The organism is Amycolatopsis mediterranei, from assembly GCF_026017845.1.
GTDB lineage: Bacteria > Actinomycetota > Actinomycetes > Mycobacteriales > Pseudonocardiaceae > Amycolatopsis > Amycolatopsis mediterranei.
Genome location: NZ_CP100416.1, coordinates 6478343 through 6494164, shown reverse-complemented (window position 1 = coordinate 6494164; position 15822 = coordinate 6478343). Strand labels below are relative to the sequence as shown.

The window sequence follows — 15822 nt, the reverse complement described above, 5'->3', positions numbered from 1 at the left end:
TGGTGCCCGTCCATGAGAGTTCGATGAAGATCACGCGCGGTTTCGTTAAGAAGCGGCCGGCGGGACGACGAGGTCGAACCGCGCGCCCCCGGTCTCGGTCCGGCCGGCTTCGGCGCGGCCGCCGTGCTGGGTGAGCACCTGGTCGACGATGGCCAGCCCGAGCCCCGAACCGGGCAGCGCGCGGGCGGCGTCGGCCCGGTAGAACCGCTCGAACACGTGCGGCAGATCGGCGTCGGCGATTCCGGGGCCTTCGTCGTCGACGCGGAGCCGCACCGCGTCCGGCGTCACCGACATCGTGACTTGGACGGTTCCGCCGGGTGGGGACCACTTCGCCGCGTTGTCCAGGACGTTCAGCACGGCGCGCTCGAGGGCGGACGGCCGGGCGAGCACTTCGGCGTCGGTCAGCTCGGCGGTGAAGGACACCTTCGGCCACCGCGTCCGGGTGCGTTCGAGCGCCGAGCCGACGACGTCGGCCAGTGCCACCCGCTCGGCCACTTCGGTGGGCCGTTCCCCGGTCGAGAGGTCGACCAGTTCGCCGATCAGCGCGGTGAGCTCGACGGCCTGGGTGTCGAGGTCGGCCAGCAGCCGCGTCCGGTCTTCGGCCGACAGCTGCCGCTGCGGGGTGGCCTCGGCGTGGATGAGCAGCTCGATGTTGTTGCGCAGGCTCGTGAGCGGGGTGCGCAGTTCGTGGCCGGCATCCTCGACCAGCCGCCGCTGCTCGTCACGGGACCGGCCGAGCGCGCCGAGCATCGCGTTGAACGCCGTGGCCAGGCGGCCGATCTCGCCGGCCGCGGTGACGTCGATGGCCGCCGACAGCTCCTGCGTGCGAGCCACGTTCTCGGCCGCGAAGGTGAGGTCGTCGACCGGCTGGAGCGCCGACCGGGCGATCGCCCGGCCGACCACCGTGGCGCCGAGCACTCCGGCGGCGGACACCAGGAGCAGCCAGAAGCCCAGCCGGCCCAAGGCGTCCTCGACGTCTTCGGAGTCTTGGGCGACCTGGACCGTGCCCCCGTCGGACCGCGGGGCCGTCCACACGCGGAACTGGTCCTCGTCGCGGTGGACGTTGGTCGCCCGGTTGCGGGAGAACGGCGCTTCCGGCGGCGGGGGCGGGAGTTCCGGGATCGCGCCCGCGACTCCGGTGACCGTGCCGGCGGCCGAGCTGAACTGGACGGTCAGGCCGTTGTTCCGGTCCGCCCCGGGTTTGGTGGTGGTGGAGCGCAGGGTCGAAAGCGCTTCCGCCGGCGAGGAGGCTTTCGCGGCGAGCTGGGCGTAGGACTGCAGCCGGGCGTCGAACTGGTCGTAGAGGTCGGCCCGCGTGAGGCCCCAGGAGATCGCCGACACCGTCACGACGGCGAGCGCGACCGCGGCGGCGACCAGGACGCCGAGCCGCGCGCGCAGCGAGAGCTGCTTCCACCGGGGGCGTTTCACAGTGGTTCCTCGCGCAGCACGTAGCCGACCCCGCGCACGGTGTGCAGCAGCCGGGGCTCGCCGTCGGCCTCCAGTTTGCGTCGCAGGTAGCTGACGTAGACGTCGAGGCCGTTGGAAGCGGTGCCGAAGTCGTAGCCCCACACGTTCTCGAACATCACGGTCCGCGTGAGCACGATCCGCGGGTGGCGCAGGAACGTCTCGAGCATGGCGAATTCGGTCCGGGTCAGGTGCAGGGGACGGTGGCCGCGGAACACTTCCCGCGTCGCGGGGTCCAGGGCCACGTCCGCGAACCGCAGCGCCGCGGGCGCCGCCGGTGCGGGCGGGGTGTGGTACCCGGTGCGGCGCAGCAGAGCGCGCACCCGCGCCAGCAGCTCCTGCAGCGCGAAGGGCTTGACGAGGTAGTCGTCGGCACCTGCGTCGAGCCCGGCCACGCGGTCGGTCACGCCGGTCCGGGCGGTCAGCATGAGGACCGGCACGGTGTTGCCTTCGGCCCGCAGCACCCGGCACACCTCCAGGCCGCCGAGCACCGGCATGGTGACGTCGAGCAGCACGCCGTCGGGCGCTTCGGCGCGGACCAGGTTGAGCCCGGCCGCTCCATCGCCGGCGACGGAGACGGTGTAGCCCTCGAAGCGCAGGGTCCGCGACAGCGAGTCCTGCACGGCTGTCTCGTCGTCGACGATCACCAAGTGCACGCGGTGTCCCTTCGTCCGGCCGGTGATGACACAGGGTAACTGTAGTTGAGAGCGGCGTGGGGGCGCGCAACTCTCATCGAACATTAACGTTCGACGGGGCCGGGCGCGGTTTTCCGGCGTTAACCTCGCAACAAGGGTTGTCCGCCACGGAGGAGGAAAAGATGAGTGAGAACCCGCCCGGCTCGACACTGCCCACGGACACCGCCGGCGGGATCCGCTGCTCGGATGCGGAACGTGAGCAGGTCCGGGCCGTGCTCTACGCGGCGGCCGGCGAAGGCCGGTTGACGATGGACGAGGTCGAAGACCGCCTGGTCCGGATCGGGGAAAGCCGCTTCCGGCACGAACTCGCCACGCTGACCGCGGATTTGCCCGCCCCCTCGCCGGAGCCGGCGCAAGGATGGCGGCCGATCATCACCGCTGTCCGCCGGAACCTCGCCGCCGACCTCGCGGTGCTGCTCGGGCGTGCTCCCGAACCGGCCACCGGCCGCCGTCGGCTGCTGATCATCGCGACTGTCCTCATCGGACTCGTGATCGCCGCGGCGATCGTTCTCGCCGCTGTGCACGGCTTCGGTGGAGACGGGTTCGAGCACCACGCGATCGACGCCGGCGAGCACGGTCACGGCTGACGCCCCCGTTCTCGATCGGTGTTCGGAAATCCCGTTGCGGCACAGCAGGGCGGAGAGCATCACGGCGAGCAAGAGCCAGTCGCGGACGTTCCCCTGGGTGAGGACGGCCACGGCGGTCCGGTCTCCTGGCGGCGGTCGGGGTCAGGCGTCGACGATCTGCCACTGCTGGTTGGTGCCTGTGTTGGCGGCCCACGCGATCACCCGGGCGCCGTCGTTCGCCGAGCCGCCTTCCACGTCCGCGCAGAGGCCGGTGCGGACGTTGACGAGCCGGTAGTAGCCGTCACCGGTGTCGGCGAGCTTCCACCACTGGTTGTCGGTGCCGGTGTCCTGCGCCTGGTCCAGCTGGGTGCCCTGGCCGGCTCCGCTCGGGCTGTCGAGCAACCGGCCGCTGTTGCGGTTGACCAGGCGAACCGAGCCGTCCGGATTGGACAGACGCTGCCACTGCTGGTTGGCGCCACCGGACCAGGCCCACTGGACGACCTTGACGCCGTCGGCCGTTCCGTTGCCGGTGACGTCGAGAACCTTGCCGCTGCGCCGGTTGACCACCCTGACGTACCCGCTTTGCGGGGGCTGGGACAGGGAGACGGTGATGTCGGTGCGCCGGTCCGCCGTCAGGGACACGACTCTTGCGTAGCCGCCGAGGGGCGAGGTGGTGACGGGCGCGGAGGTGGTCACCGACGTCATGCCGCGGCGGCTGATCAGCGTGACGTCCTGGTCGATCGCCGACGTCACGGACAGCGCGGCCGTGCGGGCGGACAGGTCCCAGCCGAGACTGTGGACGCGGATCCGGCCACGCGCCCGGATGCCGGTGATCGAGCCCTTGGCCAGCTGCCCGGGCAGGGCCGGCAGGATCTCCAGCACGCCCGGCCGGGAGTAGAGCAACGCCTCGGCCAGCACGCCGGGTATCGCGTGGGCGGCATCGGCGTTGTAGGTCTGCAGGTTCGGGTTGTGCGACGTCATCAGCGACCGGAAGATCATGGTGTTGCCGAGGATCTTGCGGAGGTTGGCGTAGACCTTCCCGCCGTCCTTCAGCCGGGCGGCGGCCAGCGCCCGGTGCAGGCTCCCGTGGGCGGACAGGTTCTCGTCGCCGCGCAGTTCCAGTGCCCGCAGCGCGGGGGCGATCAGCTCGGGCCGGGTCTCGGGGTTGATCTCGTGCAGCGGCCAGGCGCCGTACAGGTGCTGGACGTGCCGGTGGTTGTAGTTGTCGTTGAGGCTCGGCCAGGACCACTCCGCCAGGGCGTTGTCGCCGTTGATCCGGTACGCGGGCAGTTTCCCGAGCAACGCCGTCCAGCGCTGGACGCCCTGGCCGCTGCCCTGTTCCACGCCGAGCGCGTTGGCCGCGGAGATGGCGGCTTGGAGGGCGTGCTTGCCGGCCGTGATGTCACCGGTGGCGTTGACGGAGTGCAGCACACCGGTGTTACCGGGCGCGTTCTCCATCGAGAAGGACGGGACGAACACCACCTTGCCGCTGGAGTCGGTCCGGGTCAGGAAGTCCTCGTAGAACAGCGCCAGTTCCATGAGCGCGGGGCCCAGCTTGTCCCGCAGGAACGCCTGGTCGCCGCTGACCTCCCAGTACTCGAGGAGCGGGTAGAGCAGCCAGTCGGCGCCGCCGGTCCAGGTCTGGCCGGGGAAGCCGGCGTCGAAGTGGAGCATGTGCCCGTACTCGCCGTCGGTCCGGGACGGGGCCAGGAAACCCCTTGCGCCGTAAAGGTTCCGCGCGTTGGTGCGCCACTGGGCGAGCTGGCTGAGGATGAGGGTGAAGTACCCCTGCATGGCCTCGGGGGTGTCGAGGATGTTGCCGCCGGCGACCTGGAGGTTGATGTTGGCGTCGGTGGTGAAGTCGTCGGCCCAGGCGCCGGTCCACGTGCCGGTCCAGATTCCCGTCAGCCGCGGCGGCAGGATCCCGCTGGAGCTGATGAAGAGGTATCGCCCCGAGTCGTAGAGCCGCTCGAGCAGTGCGAGGTCGATGACGCTCTGGTTGGTGTTCTGCCGGGCGATCAGCTGGCTGACCGGCAGTGCGCGGTCGGCGGCGGAGACGTCGAGGTCGAGCCGGGAGCGGTCGTACCAGGCGGTGTGGATCGCGGTGTGCCGGGCAAGCAGTGCGGTGTAGTCGGTGTCGACCGCGGCCAGCGCCGCGTGCAGTGGCTGGGAGTCCCACGCGTTCGGCGTCTCGTACCGGTCGAGCTTGGTGAGCAGCAGCAGCCGCGACGCTCCGGACACGACGATGGTGGCTCCGCCGGCGGAGATGGTGCCGCCGGTCGGGACGACGCGCGTGACGCCTTCGTAGCCGAACGCGCCTTGCCCAGCGGGATAGGTGCCGCGCAGGTTCAGGTAGCCGGAACCGTTGCCGAGGGTGGCCCGGGTCGCGAAGCCCACGCTGCCTGGCACGCCGTCCAACGCGGTGTTCACGCTCAGGGTCGCGTCGATCGTCCGGCCGGGTGCCGGGATCAGTTCGTGGACGATCACGCGGTCGGCGCGGGAGACGAACGCCCGGCGGGTCCACGTGCCGTTGCCGTCGGTCCAGCCGGTGGTGACCTCGCCCGTGCGGAAGTCGGTCACGCGGCCGTAGTCGTTGGCCGTGGTCATGGCCGGCGTCGCGATCCGGAGTTCGTACGCCGGGTGGTAGGTCTGGGTCCAGCGCAGCGCCCAGCCGGCCGCGAAGTCCCGGTTCGCACCGGCGTAGTCACCGGCGAGCGCCTTGTCCCGGACGCCCTGCAGGCGTCCCGAAATCACCGGCGGGGTCAGCGATCGAGAGCCGTTGGGCAGGACGAGGCGGTGATGGTTGAAGATCACCTTCTCCAGCGTCGGCGCGCCGTACAACGTGGCACCGTACTCACCGTTGCCGGTCAGGAAGCCGTCCGTCCAGGACGTCGCCGGGCCGGTGTCGTGGATACCCCGCTCGGGCAGCGTGATCTGCGATGACAGGGCCGCCGCCCGGCCGGACAGCAACCCACCGGGCAGGGCCGCGGCCCCGGCGGTCAACGCGGCGGCGGTGAGGAAGCGCCTGCGGTCGATGGGCAGGTCCATAACGCAAACTCCTTTGTCCGGCAGCCGTCCCTCGTCGCGCTTCGTCCTGTCCTGGCCCGCAGAAGGCCAGGACATGTGATGGATTTTCGGCTGTCGATCTCGCCGGTGTCCATACCCGGAAGCGTCGGCGCGACCAAATGCCGCCGAACAGCCCATATTTCGACCGGCATCCGGTGACGAAGACGGAGGCGGAGACGTGTCCCCAGTCAGGAGACATATGACGTCTCGCTCCTGCGCGTCCGCGCTCGGCGGCACAGTGCGGTCGAGATGTCACCAGGTCACCGGTTAGCGAAGTGACGCCGTGGATCGGCGCGACGAGTCGACCGGGACGATCGAAGAGCGGATCCACGCGGCGGTCCGGTCGGCCGTCGCGGGGCAGGAGCCCCGGCTCGACGACACCGGTGCTGCGCAGAGGTGTCTACCTGTACGGCTCTCCGCTGACCAGTCCGGCGTTCACCCTCGAAAGCTTGCCACTCCGATGGCGAACGATGAGGCGTCTGCTGATCGGTCTCACGAGTCGCGGGACAGGTATTCGGTCCAGCCGCGCGCTGCCTGCAGCAGTGATTCGGGGGAAGCATCGTCGAAGGCGCGCAGCTTCAGGAAGTGCTGTGTGATCGTCAAGCCGAGGATGCCGCTCACGGTGATCAGGGCGCGCAGGTGTGCGTCGTCGCCCTCCAGTGACCTGGCGAGGTTGTCGACGCGTTCGTCGAGGTAGGACCGCATCGTGTCGGCGGCTTCGGGCACCGTGAGCATGGACCGGACGAGTGCGGTCGTTTCCGGGGGCAGTTCGCGCAGCCGGTTGGCGAGGACCTCCAGCAGGTGCTCGGCGGCGATCTTGGCGTCATCGCTGGGCAGTTGAACGGCTGTGGTGAACAGGGCTGCCTTCGAGCCGTAGTGCTGCATCACGAGCGAGGCGTCCACTCCCGCCGCGGCGGCGATGCCCCGGATCGTCGCGCCCTCGAAGCCCCGGGTCGCGAATTCCTGCCGGGCGGCGTCGAGGATCCGCTGGGCGGTCCGGGCGCGTTTGGCGGCGCGGGAAGTCTCGGTCATGACTTCACTCTACAGGCGTTGAGTGATTCGTGTACCGTCTCGCTCAACGGTGGTTGAGCGGACTGCCCGGACCCGGGAGGCCTGGCGTGGCACTGATCGCGATCGAAGAACACTGGAACCTGCCCGAGCTCACGTCGGCGGTGCAGGCGCTCCCGGAGGACCGCGGTGACGCGAGCGTTCTGTTCGACGAGCTGGGCGACAACCTCGAGCGTCTCGACGACCTCGGCGACGCCAGGATCGCGGCGATGGACGCCCAGGGCGTCGACGTGCAGATCCTCTCGCTGGCGCCACCCGGGACACACCCGCTGGAGCCCGCGGACGCTGAGCAGGCGGGCCAACGACATCGCCGCCGAGGCCGTCAGCCGGCACCCCACGCGGCTGCGGGCCCTCGCCACCCTGCCGATGGCGGATCCGGCGGCCGCCGCCGCGGAGCTCGAACGCGCTGCCGGTCTCGGGTTTGTCGGAGCGATGGTCTACGGGCGGACTGGCGAGACGCCGCTGGACGACCCGCGCTACGGCGACCTGTTCGCCACCGCCGCGGCCCTGCGGCAGCCGATCTTCATCCACCCGCAGATCCCCTCGCGCACGGTCTGTGAAGCCGTCTACAGTGGCTTCGATCCGATGACCGGCCTGGCCTTGGCGACGTTCGGCTGGGGTTGGCACCTGGAGGCGGCGCTTGCCGCCTTGCGCCTGATCGTCCGCGGCACCTTCGATCGCCACCCCGGCCTGCAGCTCGTGCTCGGCCACTGGGGCGAACTGCTGTTGTTCTCGACCGACTACCCCTTCCAGAAGCCGGCCAAGACGGACATCGAGAAGTTCCTCACCGAGTTCCCGACCGACGAAGACCGCGACAAGTTCACCGCAGGCAACGCCTGCTCCCTGTTCGGCATCGACATCACATCACGGACGGAACAGCAGTGATTCTGCAAGGAAATGGCTCACCCACCCGCGCGGTCGTTCTCGGCGGCGGCGGTACCGTCGGTGTCGCTTGGCAGACGGGCCTGCTCGCCGGGCTGCGCGAAGCCGGTGTCGACTTGTCGGAAGCCTCGTCGATCGTCGGAACCTCCGCGGGATCCCTGGTCGGTGCGCTGCTGTCGAGTGGCCGCGACGTCACCGACGCGCTCGCCGTCCTGGCAGCAGTGGGGCACAAGCTGGACTTCGCCGTCCTGGCGGCGGGCGAGGAAAGCTTCCTGAGTGCGTCGCGCCAAGCCGCCCTCGCCGCCGACCCGCGGCAAGCGCTGCGAGCGATCGGCTCCGCTGTGCGGGAAGCAACGACCACGCTCACCGAAGACGACTACCTCGGCCTGCTCGACATCCTCGACGGTGTCGCCTGGCCTCCCGGGTTTCGCTGCACGGCGGTCGACTCCGGCACCGGCGAACTTGTCGTGTGGGGGCCGGAATCCGGGGTGCCGCTGCGGCACGCCGTCGCCGCCAGTTGCGTCGTACCGATGCTGTTCCCCGCCGTCACCATCAACGGAAACCGCTACATGGACGGCGGTCTCGTGAGCCACCTGAACGCCACGGCGGCGCCACCGAGCGACGTTCTGGTGGTCGTGTCCTGCCATCCTCTCGGAGGGCACGGTGGCGCGGCCGACAGCGATCGATCCGCTTCGACGATCAGGGCGGACGCCGAAATGGCCCAGCTGCGCGAAAACACCCGGCTGGTGGCCGTCGAGCCTGATTTCGGCGACCTTGAGGCACCGGTGAAGATGCTGGACCCGGAGACCGCCGGCCGGGCTCTCCACATCGGCAGGCGCCAGGCCGAACGCGAGGGGGCAGCGATCCGGGCCGCCTGGGATGTATGAAACGATTCAACCCGTCTTCGGACTCCGCGGTCGACGCGCGGCCGTCGAGCTGCGGCTGCGGGTGAAATCGCCGGGTGCGGTGAAGGGCTGCTTCGACGACGCCTGGTGGCCACGCTCGCGGGAACCGGTCGCGGAATTCAGCGCCCTGGTCACCGCGCTCGCCGCGACTCAGGCCCGGACCGGGAGGACGTCGGACGCTTCCGGCAGCTGGAGCGGTGGCTGCGGTCCTACGCCCCGGAAACCCTGTTCGACGCCACCGGCCGGCTCGTCCCGGAGCTGGCAGCGCTCGCTCCGCTGCATCGGCTCGACATCCCGCCCTGGCACCGTACGCCGTCGCCGTGCCGGCGCCCGGTGTCGTGCACCACGGAGACACCGGCTACCCCGGGCTGTGCACCAGCTGCTGCACGGCCGCCCCGAGCCGGGCCGCTTCCACGTCCGCGGTTACACCGACCAGGGCACCACCACGCCGTTCGCCATGGTCGTGCTCACCGGATGAGCCGCTACCACCTCGTCCTCGAAGCACTGCGCAGGTCCGCGCGGGTGCCCGAGGGCGGGGCGGCGCCGGCCGAGCACGGTCACGCGATGCCGGCCCGCCACCGCGGCTACATCCGGGAACACTTCGAGGACACGCCGGAAACCCGGGGCTGGACGTGGGCCGGCTGAGCGGAAGCCGGGTCAGCTCGGGACGGAGGGCTCGCTTTCGGGGGTCCGGGTGGCGAAGCCCCCGGCCCGGGGCGAAGCCCCGGTTGTCACAGCCTGCCCTCTGGCGCGGTGAGGCCGTCGGCGGGGTTCAGCCCGAGGATGGCGAGCAGCCTGGCGCAGTCGCCGGCGTCGTCCGCCGCCGACGCGACCACGCGGGCACCACGCCGGCGTTGCTCGCGGCTGAGGGCGAACGGGTCCGGCTGCCTCGGCGGTGCCACCTTCGGCTGCCTCATCCGCGTGGGGACACGAGAGGTGCGGTTCGCCGGGGACCCGGCGCGCACGGTGTCGCAGTGATCATCACAGCCCTCCGTCCGGTCCGGCCACTTCGGGGTGGCACCGCCGAGGTCCGGGGCGGACATCACCGAGGATAGCCCCGGCGGGCCCGGTCGGGGCGTCGGCGAACGGGTGGGGCCCGGTGGCCCCGGGCCATCGCGTGCACGGTCTCGTGCAACGGTGCCGGCCGTGTTCCGGGCGGAAGGCCGAACCGCACCCGCGGGTCTCGCCCGCGCCGTCGTCGATCGCCGCAGTGCGCGATCCTCACGCGCACTGTTCAGGGCGTCCGCGGACCGGTCGTTCGCCGGCCGGCTGCGCGGCCACGGCGATGATGTCCCGCTCGTCGACCCAGTGCACCAAGGCCGCCGGGCCGTCGTCGGCGATGACGGGGACGCGAGCGCCTCCTGGCCCGAACTCGGGCCGGCCGGCGATGGCGCCGGTCCGCGGCGAGCGTGGATCCGGACCGGCGTAGGTGACGCGCCACTTCCCGACGCTGAACGCGATCTGGCGCCGAGGTGGGCGGAGAGCGGCATCGTCCACTGGCGCGATACCGTCCGGGTTCCGGGCAGTCATCCGTCGTCTCCTCGGCCGTGGGTGCATTCCGCGCAGCGCGGGGAACGGGGAGCACGCCGAGGTCTGGGGCGGTCCGGACAGCCTAGGCGTCCTACGCCATCCACCAGAACCGAATCCCCCGGATGAGGGACCTCGAATGGAGGCGACGGTTCCGCCTCCGGTCGGCGCGCCAGATCGTTTGCCGTGCGACGCCTCTGGCCGCGGACGTCGCCGAAGCCGGCTCAGCCGTCGTGGACAGCCACCGGTCGTCGCCCCGGCACCGGGTCGGAGCCACCTCTCTCGGCAAGAGTCGTCGAGGCCAGCTCCGCCACGAGCGCGGCCGGTGAGCCGGCACCGGCGAACAGCGCCCGTTGGCGTGCCGCGCCGGTTTCCCCGGCCCGCACCGCGGCGAGCTGCTGCTCGATCGTCGCGAAGTCCCCGTTGGCCTCCAAGGCCGGCCGGACGTACTCCAAGAGCCGGCCGACGAGCACGTGCTGCGGGAGGACCTGCCCGGTGCCGGGGTCGACGCCGTCGCCGGGGTAGCCGCCGCGCGCCGCGGCGGTGAGCGATGCGACGACCAGCGCGGTCCGGACCGGCCGGGACGCGACGCCGGCCCGGGCCTCCGCGAGGATCGTGACCACGAGGGCGCGGGTCAGCCCGGCGAGCAGCACCGCGTCTTCGGCCGTCAAGCCGACGTCCGCGATGCGGATTTCGACCGTCGGGTACTTCGGCGAGAGCCGGGCGTAGAAGTAGACCCCGGTTGCGTCCAAGGCCTCACCACGGCGCACCGCGCCGTCGACGCTCGCGGCGTAGGCGGTCGCGTCCGGCCAGTCCAGCGGCGGGTTCGCGGTCGGCCAGCGCGACCACAGCGGGTACCGGCCGCTGGCCCACCCGGAGTCCTCGTCGTGGGAGAGCGGCGAATTGGCGCTGATGGCCAGCAGCGGGGCGAGCCAGGGGCGCAGGCCGGCCAGGACCCGGACGCCGAGTGCCGGGGACGGGATGCCGACGTGCACGTGGCAGGCGCACGTGCCGGCTTCGGGGAGGAGTGCGGGGTACCGGGCGGCCAGGGCGCGGTACCGGGGTTCGGCGGTGACGCCGGGCAGACCCGGCAGATCGCCGCACGGGGGTGTCCCGGACGCCAGCACCAGGCACCCGGCCTGGCCGGCCGCGTCCGCCACGAGCCGGCGCAACCCGAGCAGCTGCGCCCGGATTCCGTCGAGCCCGGTGTGGATCCCGGTGGCGGTTTCGATCTGGAACCGCAGGAACTCGGGCATCACGGCGGGTTCGCCGTCGAGCAGCTCCAGCACCCGGGGGGCGGCGAGCGCCACCCCGCCGGTCGCCGGGTCCGCGAGGACGAACTCCTCCTCTACGCCGAGGGTGAGATCGTTCCTTTCCGGCAGGGAAAGTCGCACGTGCACGGCCGGGCTCCGTCCCTCGTTGGATCGCCAGTCTCACCGGCTCGCCCGGCCCTGCGTAGGGCCTCAGGTCATCCATCGGGGAACTTTCGGCCCTTCGGCGGGGACCGGCGGAGCACAGACCCGGAGCGCACAAGGCGATCGGGGTCGTCCTCCGCATTTCCCGTTTGTGTTCCAGTGGATGCACGTGAATGTTCCCGCGCGTTCCGCGCCCTGGACTACCGGTACGGCGGCGGGTACTGCCACGCCCCGCTTGCGGCGCTCGCCTCGTGGACGGTTCTGCCGCGCGAGGGATCCGTTCCGCCGCGCGTGCGGCGACAGCTGTGCCGCGGCCAACGTCAGCTACCGGCGCGGTCGTCTGCACCGGCACCGCGGCTCGGTCGACGACGCGCTGGCGGAGTTCGGTCGGGGACAGGACGCGGCAGCGCGGGGGCGTCGGCCCGGGCGCGGGTCATCCTTTCGATCAACCAGGCGTGGGCCTGGGCGATGCGGGCGAACGAAGCCGCCGCCTTCCAGCACCTGGGCCAGGCGATCGACGCGTTCCCCGCCGCCGTGGCGGCGGCGCCCTGGACGCGGTTCTTCGACGCGACCGACCTCTCCGCCATGACCGGGACGGTCCGGGTCGAACTCGCGTGCACCGTGGATCGCCGTCACGCGGCCCTCGCCATCCCGTTCCTCGACGACGCAGTGGCCGCCTACGGGCCGGAGGTGAGCAGAAGCCGTTCGCTGACCCAGATCATGCTCGCCCTCGCCCACGCCGTCCGGCATGACACCGAGGCGGCCGCACGGGTGGGGACCGAGGCCATCCGCGTCGCACGCGAGATCCGGTCGGTGCGCGCGACGGGGCGCCTGCAGCCGCTGGAGGCCGCGCTCCGGGCCGGGCCGGCCGGGCGCTGCTGACCCGGATCGCCGAGTTCCGGGCGGGAGGCGGGGCACGTCCCGGCCGGCTGAGCCCGGGGGCCGTCACGGCGGTGCGGTGGATGCGAGAAAGGTTCCTTCGGCCCTCGGGCCGGGGGCGGGTGGCCCTGGGCAGGCCGTCGCCGAAGTGGACACGATGGCCGGAGGCAGGACGCCCGCGTCGCAGACCCGGGCCGGCCGGGGAGAGGACAACGCATGCAGATCCAGATCAGCACGGATCGAACGGTGCCCGGCGGCGAAGAGCTGATCCGGCACTTCGAAGGGGAGCTGGCCGCCCAGTTGTCGCGGTTCAGCGACCACATCACGCGGCTGGAAGTCCACTTCAGCGAAGAGTCCGCGGCCGCCGACGGAATGGACCGCCGCTGCGTGCTCGAGGCCCGGCCGACCGGACGGCGGACGGTGGCCGTGAGCCACCACGCGGGTTCGGTCGCCGAGGCGTGCCGGGGTGCCGTGCACAAACTGGAGAGCGTGCTCGAAGGCGTGTACGGGCGGAGGGACCACCACAAGGGCGGGGACTCCATCCGGCACCAGGGCGGGAGTGCGGGATCATGACCGTCCACAATGGACAGCGTTTGTCCGGCGAGCCGATCGTGCCGTCCGTCGTCATCGACTTCCCGCGCCCGCGCCCGTTGCCGTCCCACCGGTACCAGGATCTCACGATCACCGTGGAGAGGTTCAGCGGCACGTTGGTCGCGACCGTGGACGGCGAGGCCGACCTCTGCACGGCACCGATGCTCCACGACGTCCTGGAAGCGAGCTTGGGCCTGACGCCGCAGCGGATCGTCGTGGACCTGTCACTCGTCCGGTTCCTGAACACCGCCGGGGTGCAGGTGCTGCTCGACGCCCACCGCCGGGCCACCCCGGGCACCGACTTGCGGCTGGTGGCCACGACGCGCGCGACCCTGCGGCCGCTGCGGCTCACTCGCGCGGACGAACGCCTGGTCGTGCACACCTCGCGGGCAGCGGCCATCGCGGCGCCGCGTTGGGCGGCGGCGGACACCGGCTGACCGCGGGACCCCGGTTTTCGCCTGCCTGGCCACACTTGCGTGAAAAGCGGCGGCTCGGCTCCCGGTTCGCTCGTCGTCCACCGGTGCCCGCCTTCGCTCGCGGCGCACGGGGTGCACCGTCATGGAGCGCCGGGGTCCGGGGTGCGGTCTTCCGGGCTGGAACGGGAAACCCCGGTCACGGTTCGCCCGGGCGAGTGGTTCTCCGGCCGGGTGGCCAGGCTTCGCACACCCGAGCTGAAGACGGCGAGCAGGGGCACGGCCAGCAAGGCGCCCACGATGCCGGCGGTGACGAGCCCGATGGTGAGGGCGAGGACCACGGCCAGGGGGTGCAGCCGGACGGCGCGCCCGAGCAGCAGTGGCTGCAGGACGTGGCTTTCGAGCTGCATGACACCGACGACGACGGCGAGCACGATGACGGCCGCCCACACGCCGTTGGCCACCAAGGCCACGAGGACGGCGATCGCGCCGGCGATCACCGAGCCGATGACCGGGACGAACGCGCCGAGGAAAACCAGCGCGCTCAGCGGAGCCGCCAACGGGACCCCGATGATCACCAGGCCGAGGCTGATCCCCGCGGCGTCGACGAGCGCGACGGCCGCCGTGCCGCGGATGTAGTGCGCCAGGGTGGTGAACCCGCTGCGCCCGGCGACGTCGACGCGGTTGCGCAGGCCGGCCGGCACCGCTCGGAGCACGAACACCCAGATCACGCGGCCCTGGGCGAGGAAGAAGATCAAGCAGAACACGGCGAGCAGGGCCTCGGCGAGCAGTTCTCCCACGGTCACCGCCGTGGTGAGCGCACCCGACGCGATCGCCGACTTGTTGCGGCCGAGCGTGGCGGTCAGGTTGCCGAGCATTTCGTCGAGCTGGACCTGGCTCAGGTGCAGCGGCCCGGTGCGCAGCCAGGTGTGCAGGTCGGTCAGGCTCGCGGTGACCTGGTCGATCAGCGCGGGCATGCCCACGGTGACGCTGATGACCACGAACGTCACCACGCCGCCGGCCACCCCGATTCCCCCGACCAGCACGATCGCGGCCGCCAATCCGCGGGGGACCTTCTTGCCCGCCAGCCAGGAAACGGCCGGGGAGAACAGGCCCGCCAGCAGCAGCGCCACGGCGACCGGGACCAGCACCGAGGCCAGCTTGACGGCCACGAAGCCCACGACCGTCAGGGCACCCGCCACGATCAGCGAGCGCCAGGCGACGGCGGCCGCGACCCGGAGCCCGTAGGGAACCGCGGACAGCACCTCTTCGGAGGATTCGCGCTTCGGGCTCACCGGCCGATCGGCTGTCATGAGCCGCCGCCTTTCCGTGGTTCGTCACCCGTCCCGGCGAGGACGTGACCGGGCCCAGCGTGCCCCTGATGTCTCCGCGCCGCCGAGCGGCGAACGGCCGGACGCCACCGTGTGCGAGCCGACGTGAACCACCCCGGCGACCAGGACACCGCCGAGCCGTTGACCTTCCTCATCGAGGACGACCTCGCCGCGTTCGCGCCCGGCGGCCTCATCGTCGACGTCTCCTGCGACGAAGGCATGGGCTTCGGCTGGGCCCGTCCCACCACGTTCGCCGACCCGTCGCGGTGACGAAACCGTCCGCCGCGCCATCGAGATCCGCGACGGCGTCGTCCGGAATCCCGCCGTCCTGGCCTTCCAGCACCGCGCGGCGGAGTACCCGCACGTCGTGGAGCAGGGACGCACGGCCGGTTCGCCCCCGACCGTGTCGCCCCCGTCCCACACTCTGCGCAGTCGTCGTGTACGTTGAGTGTTGACCGAGAGCATTTCGTGCGCAAGTGATCGAACCTGCGCCGTCCTCGGCCCCAGTTCGGCCGGTAGTAAACAGCCGGAGACGGGAGCACCGACATGTCGTCGGGCCCGAACACCCTCGCCGCCCAACCGGTCACCGAGCCCCGGCTACGGCTGAAACCAGCGGGACCCGCCACCGGGCACGTCGACGGTGCGTGGTGGCCCCGGACCCGCGAGCTGACCGCCGAACTGCCCGCCCTGCTCGCGGTACTGGCCGCTCGGCTGGGCCGCGTCGACCGGGTCACCTACCACCTCGGCGACTGGCCGGATCCGCCCCGCCGCGTCACCTGCGACGGCAGCGGCGTCCGGCTCGAGGGATTCCGATCGCAGCCGTCCGGCAGCTTGACGGTGATCGGCTGGGGCCGGCACCGGACAACCCTGCTGGTCGTCCCCCCGGAAACCAGCCCCGACGCCGCACAGCAGGCCCTCACGGCCGCCGCGGACCCGGAAAACACCGGCCACAGCACGGATCTGCCGGCCGCCAACGGGCAAACGCCGACCGGCAGCGGCGCGCCACTGCCCTCCTGAACC

The 15822-nt window shown here is 71.7% G+C and carries 18 protein-coding genes and 2 pseudogenes; 12 read left to right on the top strand and 8 right to left on the bottom strand.

Annotated elements, in window-relative coordinates; translation table 11 throughout:
* Window positions 1-45 precede the first annotated feature (45 nt).
* Window positions 46-1428 carry a HAMP domain-containing sensor histidine kinase gene (locus ISP_RS28580; protein WP_013227413.1) on the bottom strand — a complete coding sequence of 461 codons (1383 nt, stop codon included), beginning with the start codon at window positions 1426-1428 and terminating at the stop codon, window positions 46-48.
* Window positions 1425-2120: a response regulator transcription factor gene (locus tag ISP_RS28575; protein ID WP_013227412.1), complete on the bottom strand. Its 696-nt coding sequence runs from the start codon at window positions 2118-2120 to the stop codon at window positions 1425-1427. Before ISP_RS28575 ends, ISP_RS28580 begins: the two co-directional genes overlap by 4 nt.
* Window positions 2121-2281: 161 nt before the next feature.
* Between ISP_RS28575 and ISP_RS28570 the strand changes: the two genes are divergently transcribed.
* Window positions 2282-2746 (top strand): DUF1707 SHOCT-like domain-containing protein, encoded by a 465-nt coding sequence (locus ISP_RS28570; protein ID WP_013227411.1) that lies wholly within the window; start codon window positions 2282-2284, stop codon window positions 2744-2746.
* 141 nt (window positions 2747-2887) lie between these two features.
* On the opposite strand, the gene ISP_RS28565 is transcribed toward ISP_RS28570, so the two are convergent.
* Window positions 2888-5773, bottom strand: a complete 2886-nt coding sequence (locus ISP_RS28565) for a glycosyl hydrolase family 95 catalytic domain-containing protein (protein WP_013227410.1) — start codon at window positions 5771-5773, stop codon at window positions 2888-2890.
* A gap of 510 nt (window positions 5774-6283) precedes the next feature.
* Window positions 6284-6823, bottom strand: coding sequence for a TetR/AcrR family transcriptional regulator (locus tag ISP_RS28560; RefSeq protein ID WP_013227409.1), 540 nt, complete (start codon window positions 6821-6823; stop codon window positions 6284-6286).
* 165 nt (window positions 6824-6988) lie between these two features.
* On the opposite strand from ISP_RS28560, the gene ISP_RS28555 reads away from it, so the two are divergent.
* From ISP_RS28555 to ISP_RS28540, 6 genes and pseudogenes are all read left to right on the top strand, one after another.
* Window positions 6989-7744, top strand: a complete 756-nt coding sequence (locus tag ISP_RS28555) for an amidohydrolase family protein (RefSeq protein ID WP_230468407.1) — start codon at window positions 6989-6991, stop codon at window positions 7742-7744.
* Complete coding sequence (locus ISP_RS28550; RefSeq protein WP_013227407.1) at window positions 7741-8628, top strand: patatin-like phospholipase family protein; 888 nt, start codon at window positions 7741-7743, stop codon at window positions 8626-8628. Before ISP_RS28555 ends, ISP_RS28550 begins: the two co-directional genes overlap by 4 nt.
* Window positions 8621-8830, top strand: a pseudogene (locus tag ISP_RS48330) (DUF5994 family protein); the annotation flags it as partial. The gene ISP_RS28550 and the pseudogene ISP_RS48330, both read left to right, overlap by 8 nt.
* A pseudogene (locus tag ISP_RS48325) lies at window positions 8764-8916 on the top strand (phosphoketolase family protein); the annotation flags it as partial. The pseudogenes ISP_RS48330 and ISP_RS48325, both read left to right, overlap by 67 nt.
* Window positions 8917-9016: 100 nt before the next feature.
* Window positions 9017-9124 (top strand): phosphoketolase family protein, encoded by a 108-nt coding sequence (locus tag ISP_RS48320; protein ID WP_014467297.1) that lies wholly within the window; start codon window positions 9017-9019, stop codon window positions 9122-9124.
* A complete protein-coding gene (locus tag ISP_RS28540) occupies window positions 9121-9291 on the top strand; it encodes a phosphoketolase family protein (RefSeq protein ID WP_013227406.1) in 171 nt (56 codons plus the stop codon). Before ISP_RS48320 ends, ISP_RS28540 begins: the two co-directional genes overlap by 4 nt.
* An 86-nt stretch (window positions 9292-9377) precedes the next feature.
* Here the strand turns inward: ISP_RS28540 and ISP_RS28535 are convergent, their stop codons facing one another.
* The 3 genes from ISP_RS28535 to ISP_RS28525 form a co-directional block, all read right to left on the bottom strand.
* Window positions 9378-9548: a hypothetical protein gene (locus tag ISP_RS28535; RefSeq protein ID WP_230468406.1), complete on the bottom strand. Its 171-nt coding sequence runs from the start codon at window positions 9546-9548 to the stop codon at window positions 9378-9380.
* A 319-nt stretch (window positions 9549-9867) separates the two neighbouring features.
* Window positions 9868-10176: a hypothetical protein gene (locus tag ISP_RS28530; protein ID WP_013227405.1), complete on the bottom strand. Its 309-nt coding sequence runs from the start codon at window positions 10174-10176 to the stop codon at window positions 9868-9870.
* A gap of 221 nt (window positions 10177-10397) precedes the next feature.
* Window positions 10398-11573, bottom strand: coding sequence for a carboxylate-amine ligase (locus tag ISP_RS28525; RefSeq protein ID WP_013227404.1), 1176 nt, complete (start codon window positions 11571-11573; stop codon window positions 10398-10400).
* Window positions 11574-12056: 483 nt separating this feature from the next.
* Here ISP_RS28525 and ISP_RS28520 point away from each other — a divergent pair, with 483 nt between their 5' ends.
* The 3 genes from ISP_RS28520 to ISP_RS28510 all read left to right on the top strand — a co-directional run bounded on the left by ISP_RS28520 (window position 12057) and on the right by ISP_RS28510 (window position 13495).
* Entirely contained in the window at window positions 12057-12470 is a 414-nt protein-coding gene (locus ISP_RS28520; RefSeq protein WP_014467295.1) for a hypothetical protein, read from the top strand.
* Between the two features lie 213 nt (window positions 12471-12683).
* Entirely contained in the window at window positions 12684-13040 is a 357-nt protein-coding gene (locus ISP_RS28515) for an HPF/RaiA family ribosome-associated protein (RefSeq protein WP_013227402.1), read from the top strand.
* A complete protein-coding gene (locus tag ISP_RS28510) occupies window positions 13037-13495 on the top strand; it encodes an STAS domain-containing protein (protein WP_013227401.1) in 459 nt (152 codons plus the stop codon). Before ISP_RS28515 ends, ISP_RS28510 begins: the two co-directional genes overlap by 4 nt.
* Window positions 13496-13614: 119 nt before the next feature.
* On the opposite strand, the gene ISP_RS28505 is transcribed toward ISP_RS28510, so the two are convergent.
* Entirely contained in the window at window positions 13615-14784 is a 1170-nt protein-coding gene (locus tag ISP_RS28505) for an AI-2E family transporter (RefSeq protein WP_013227400.1), read from the bottom strand.
* Window positions 14785-14895: 111 nt separating this feature from the next.
* Between ISP_RS28505 and ISP_RS28500 the strand changes: the two genes are divergently transcribed.
* On the top strand, window positions 14896-15072 hold the full coding sequence (locus tag ISP_RS28500) for a hypothetical protein (RefSeq protein ID WP_013227399.1): 177 nt from the start codon (window positions 14896-14898) through the stop codon (window positions 15070-15072).
* Window positions 15073-15348: 276 nt separating this feature from the next.
* On the top strand, window positions 15349-15819 hold the full coding sequence (locus tag ISP_RS28495) for a DUF5994 family protein (RefSeq protein ID WP_013227398.1): 471 nt from the start codon (window positions 15349-15351) through the stop codon (window positions 15817-15819).
* Window positions 15820-15822: the final 3 nt, after the last annotated feature.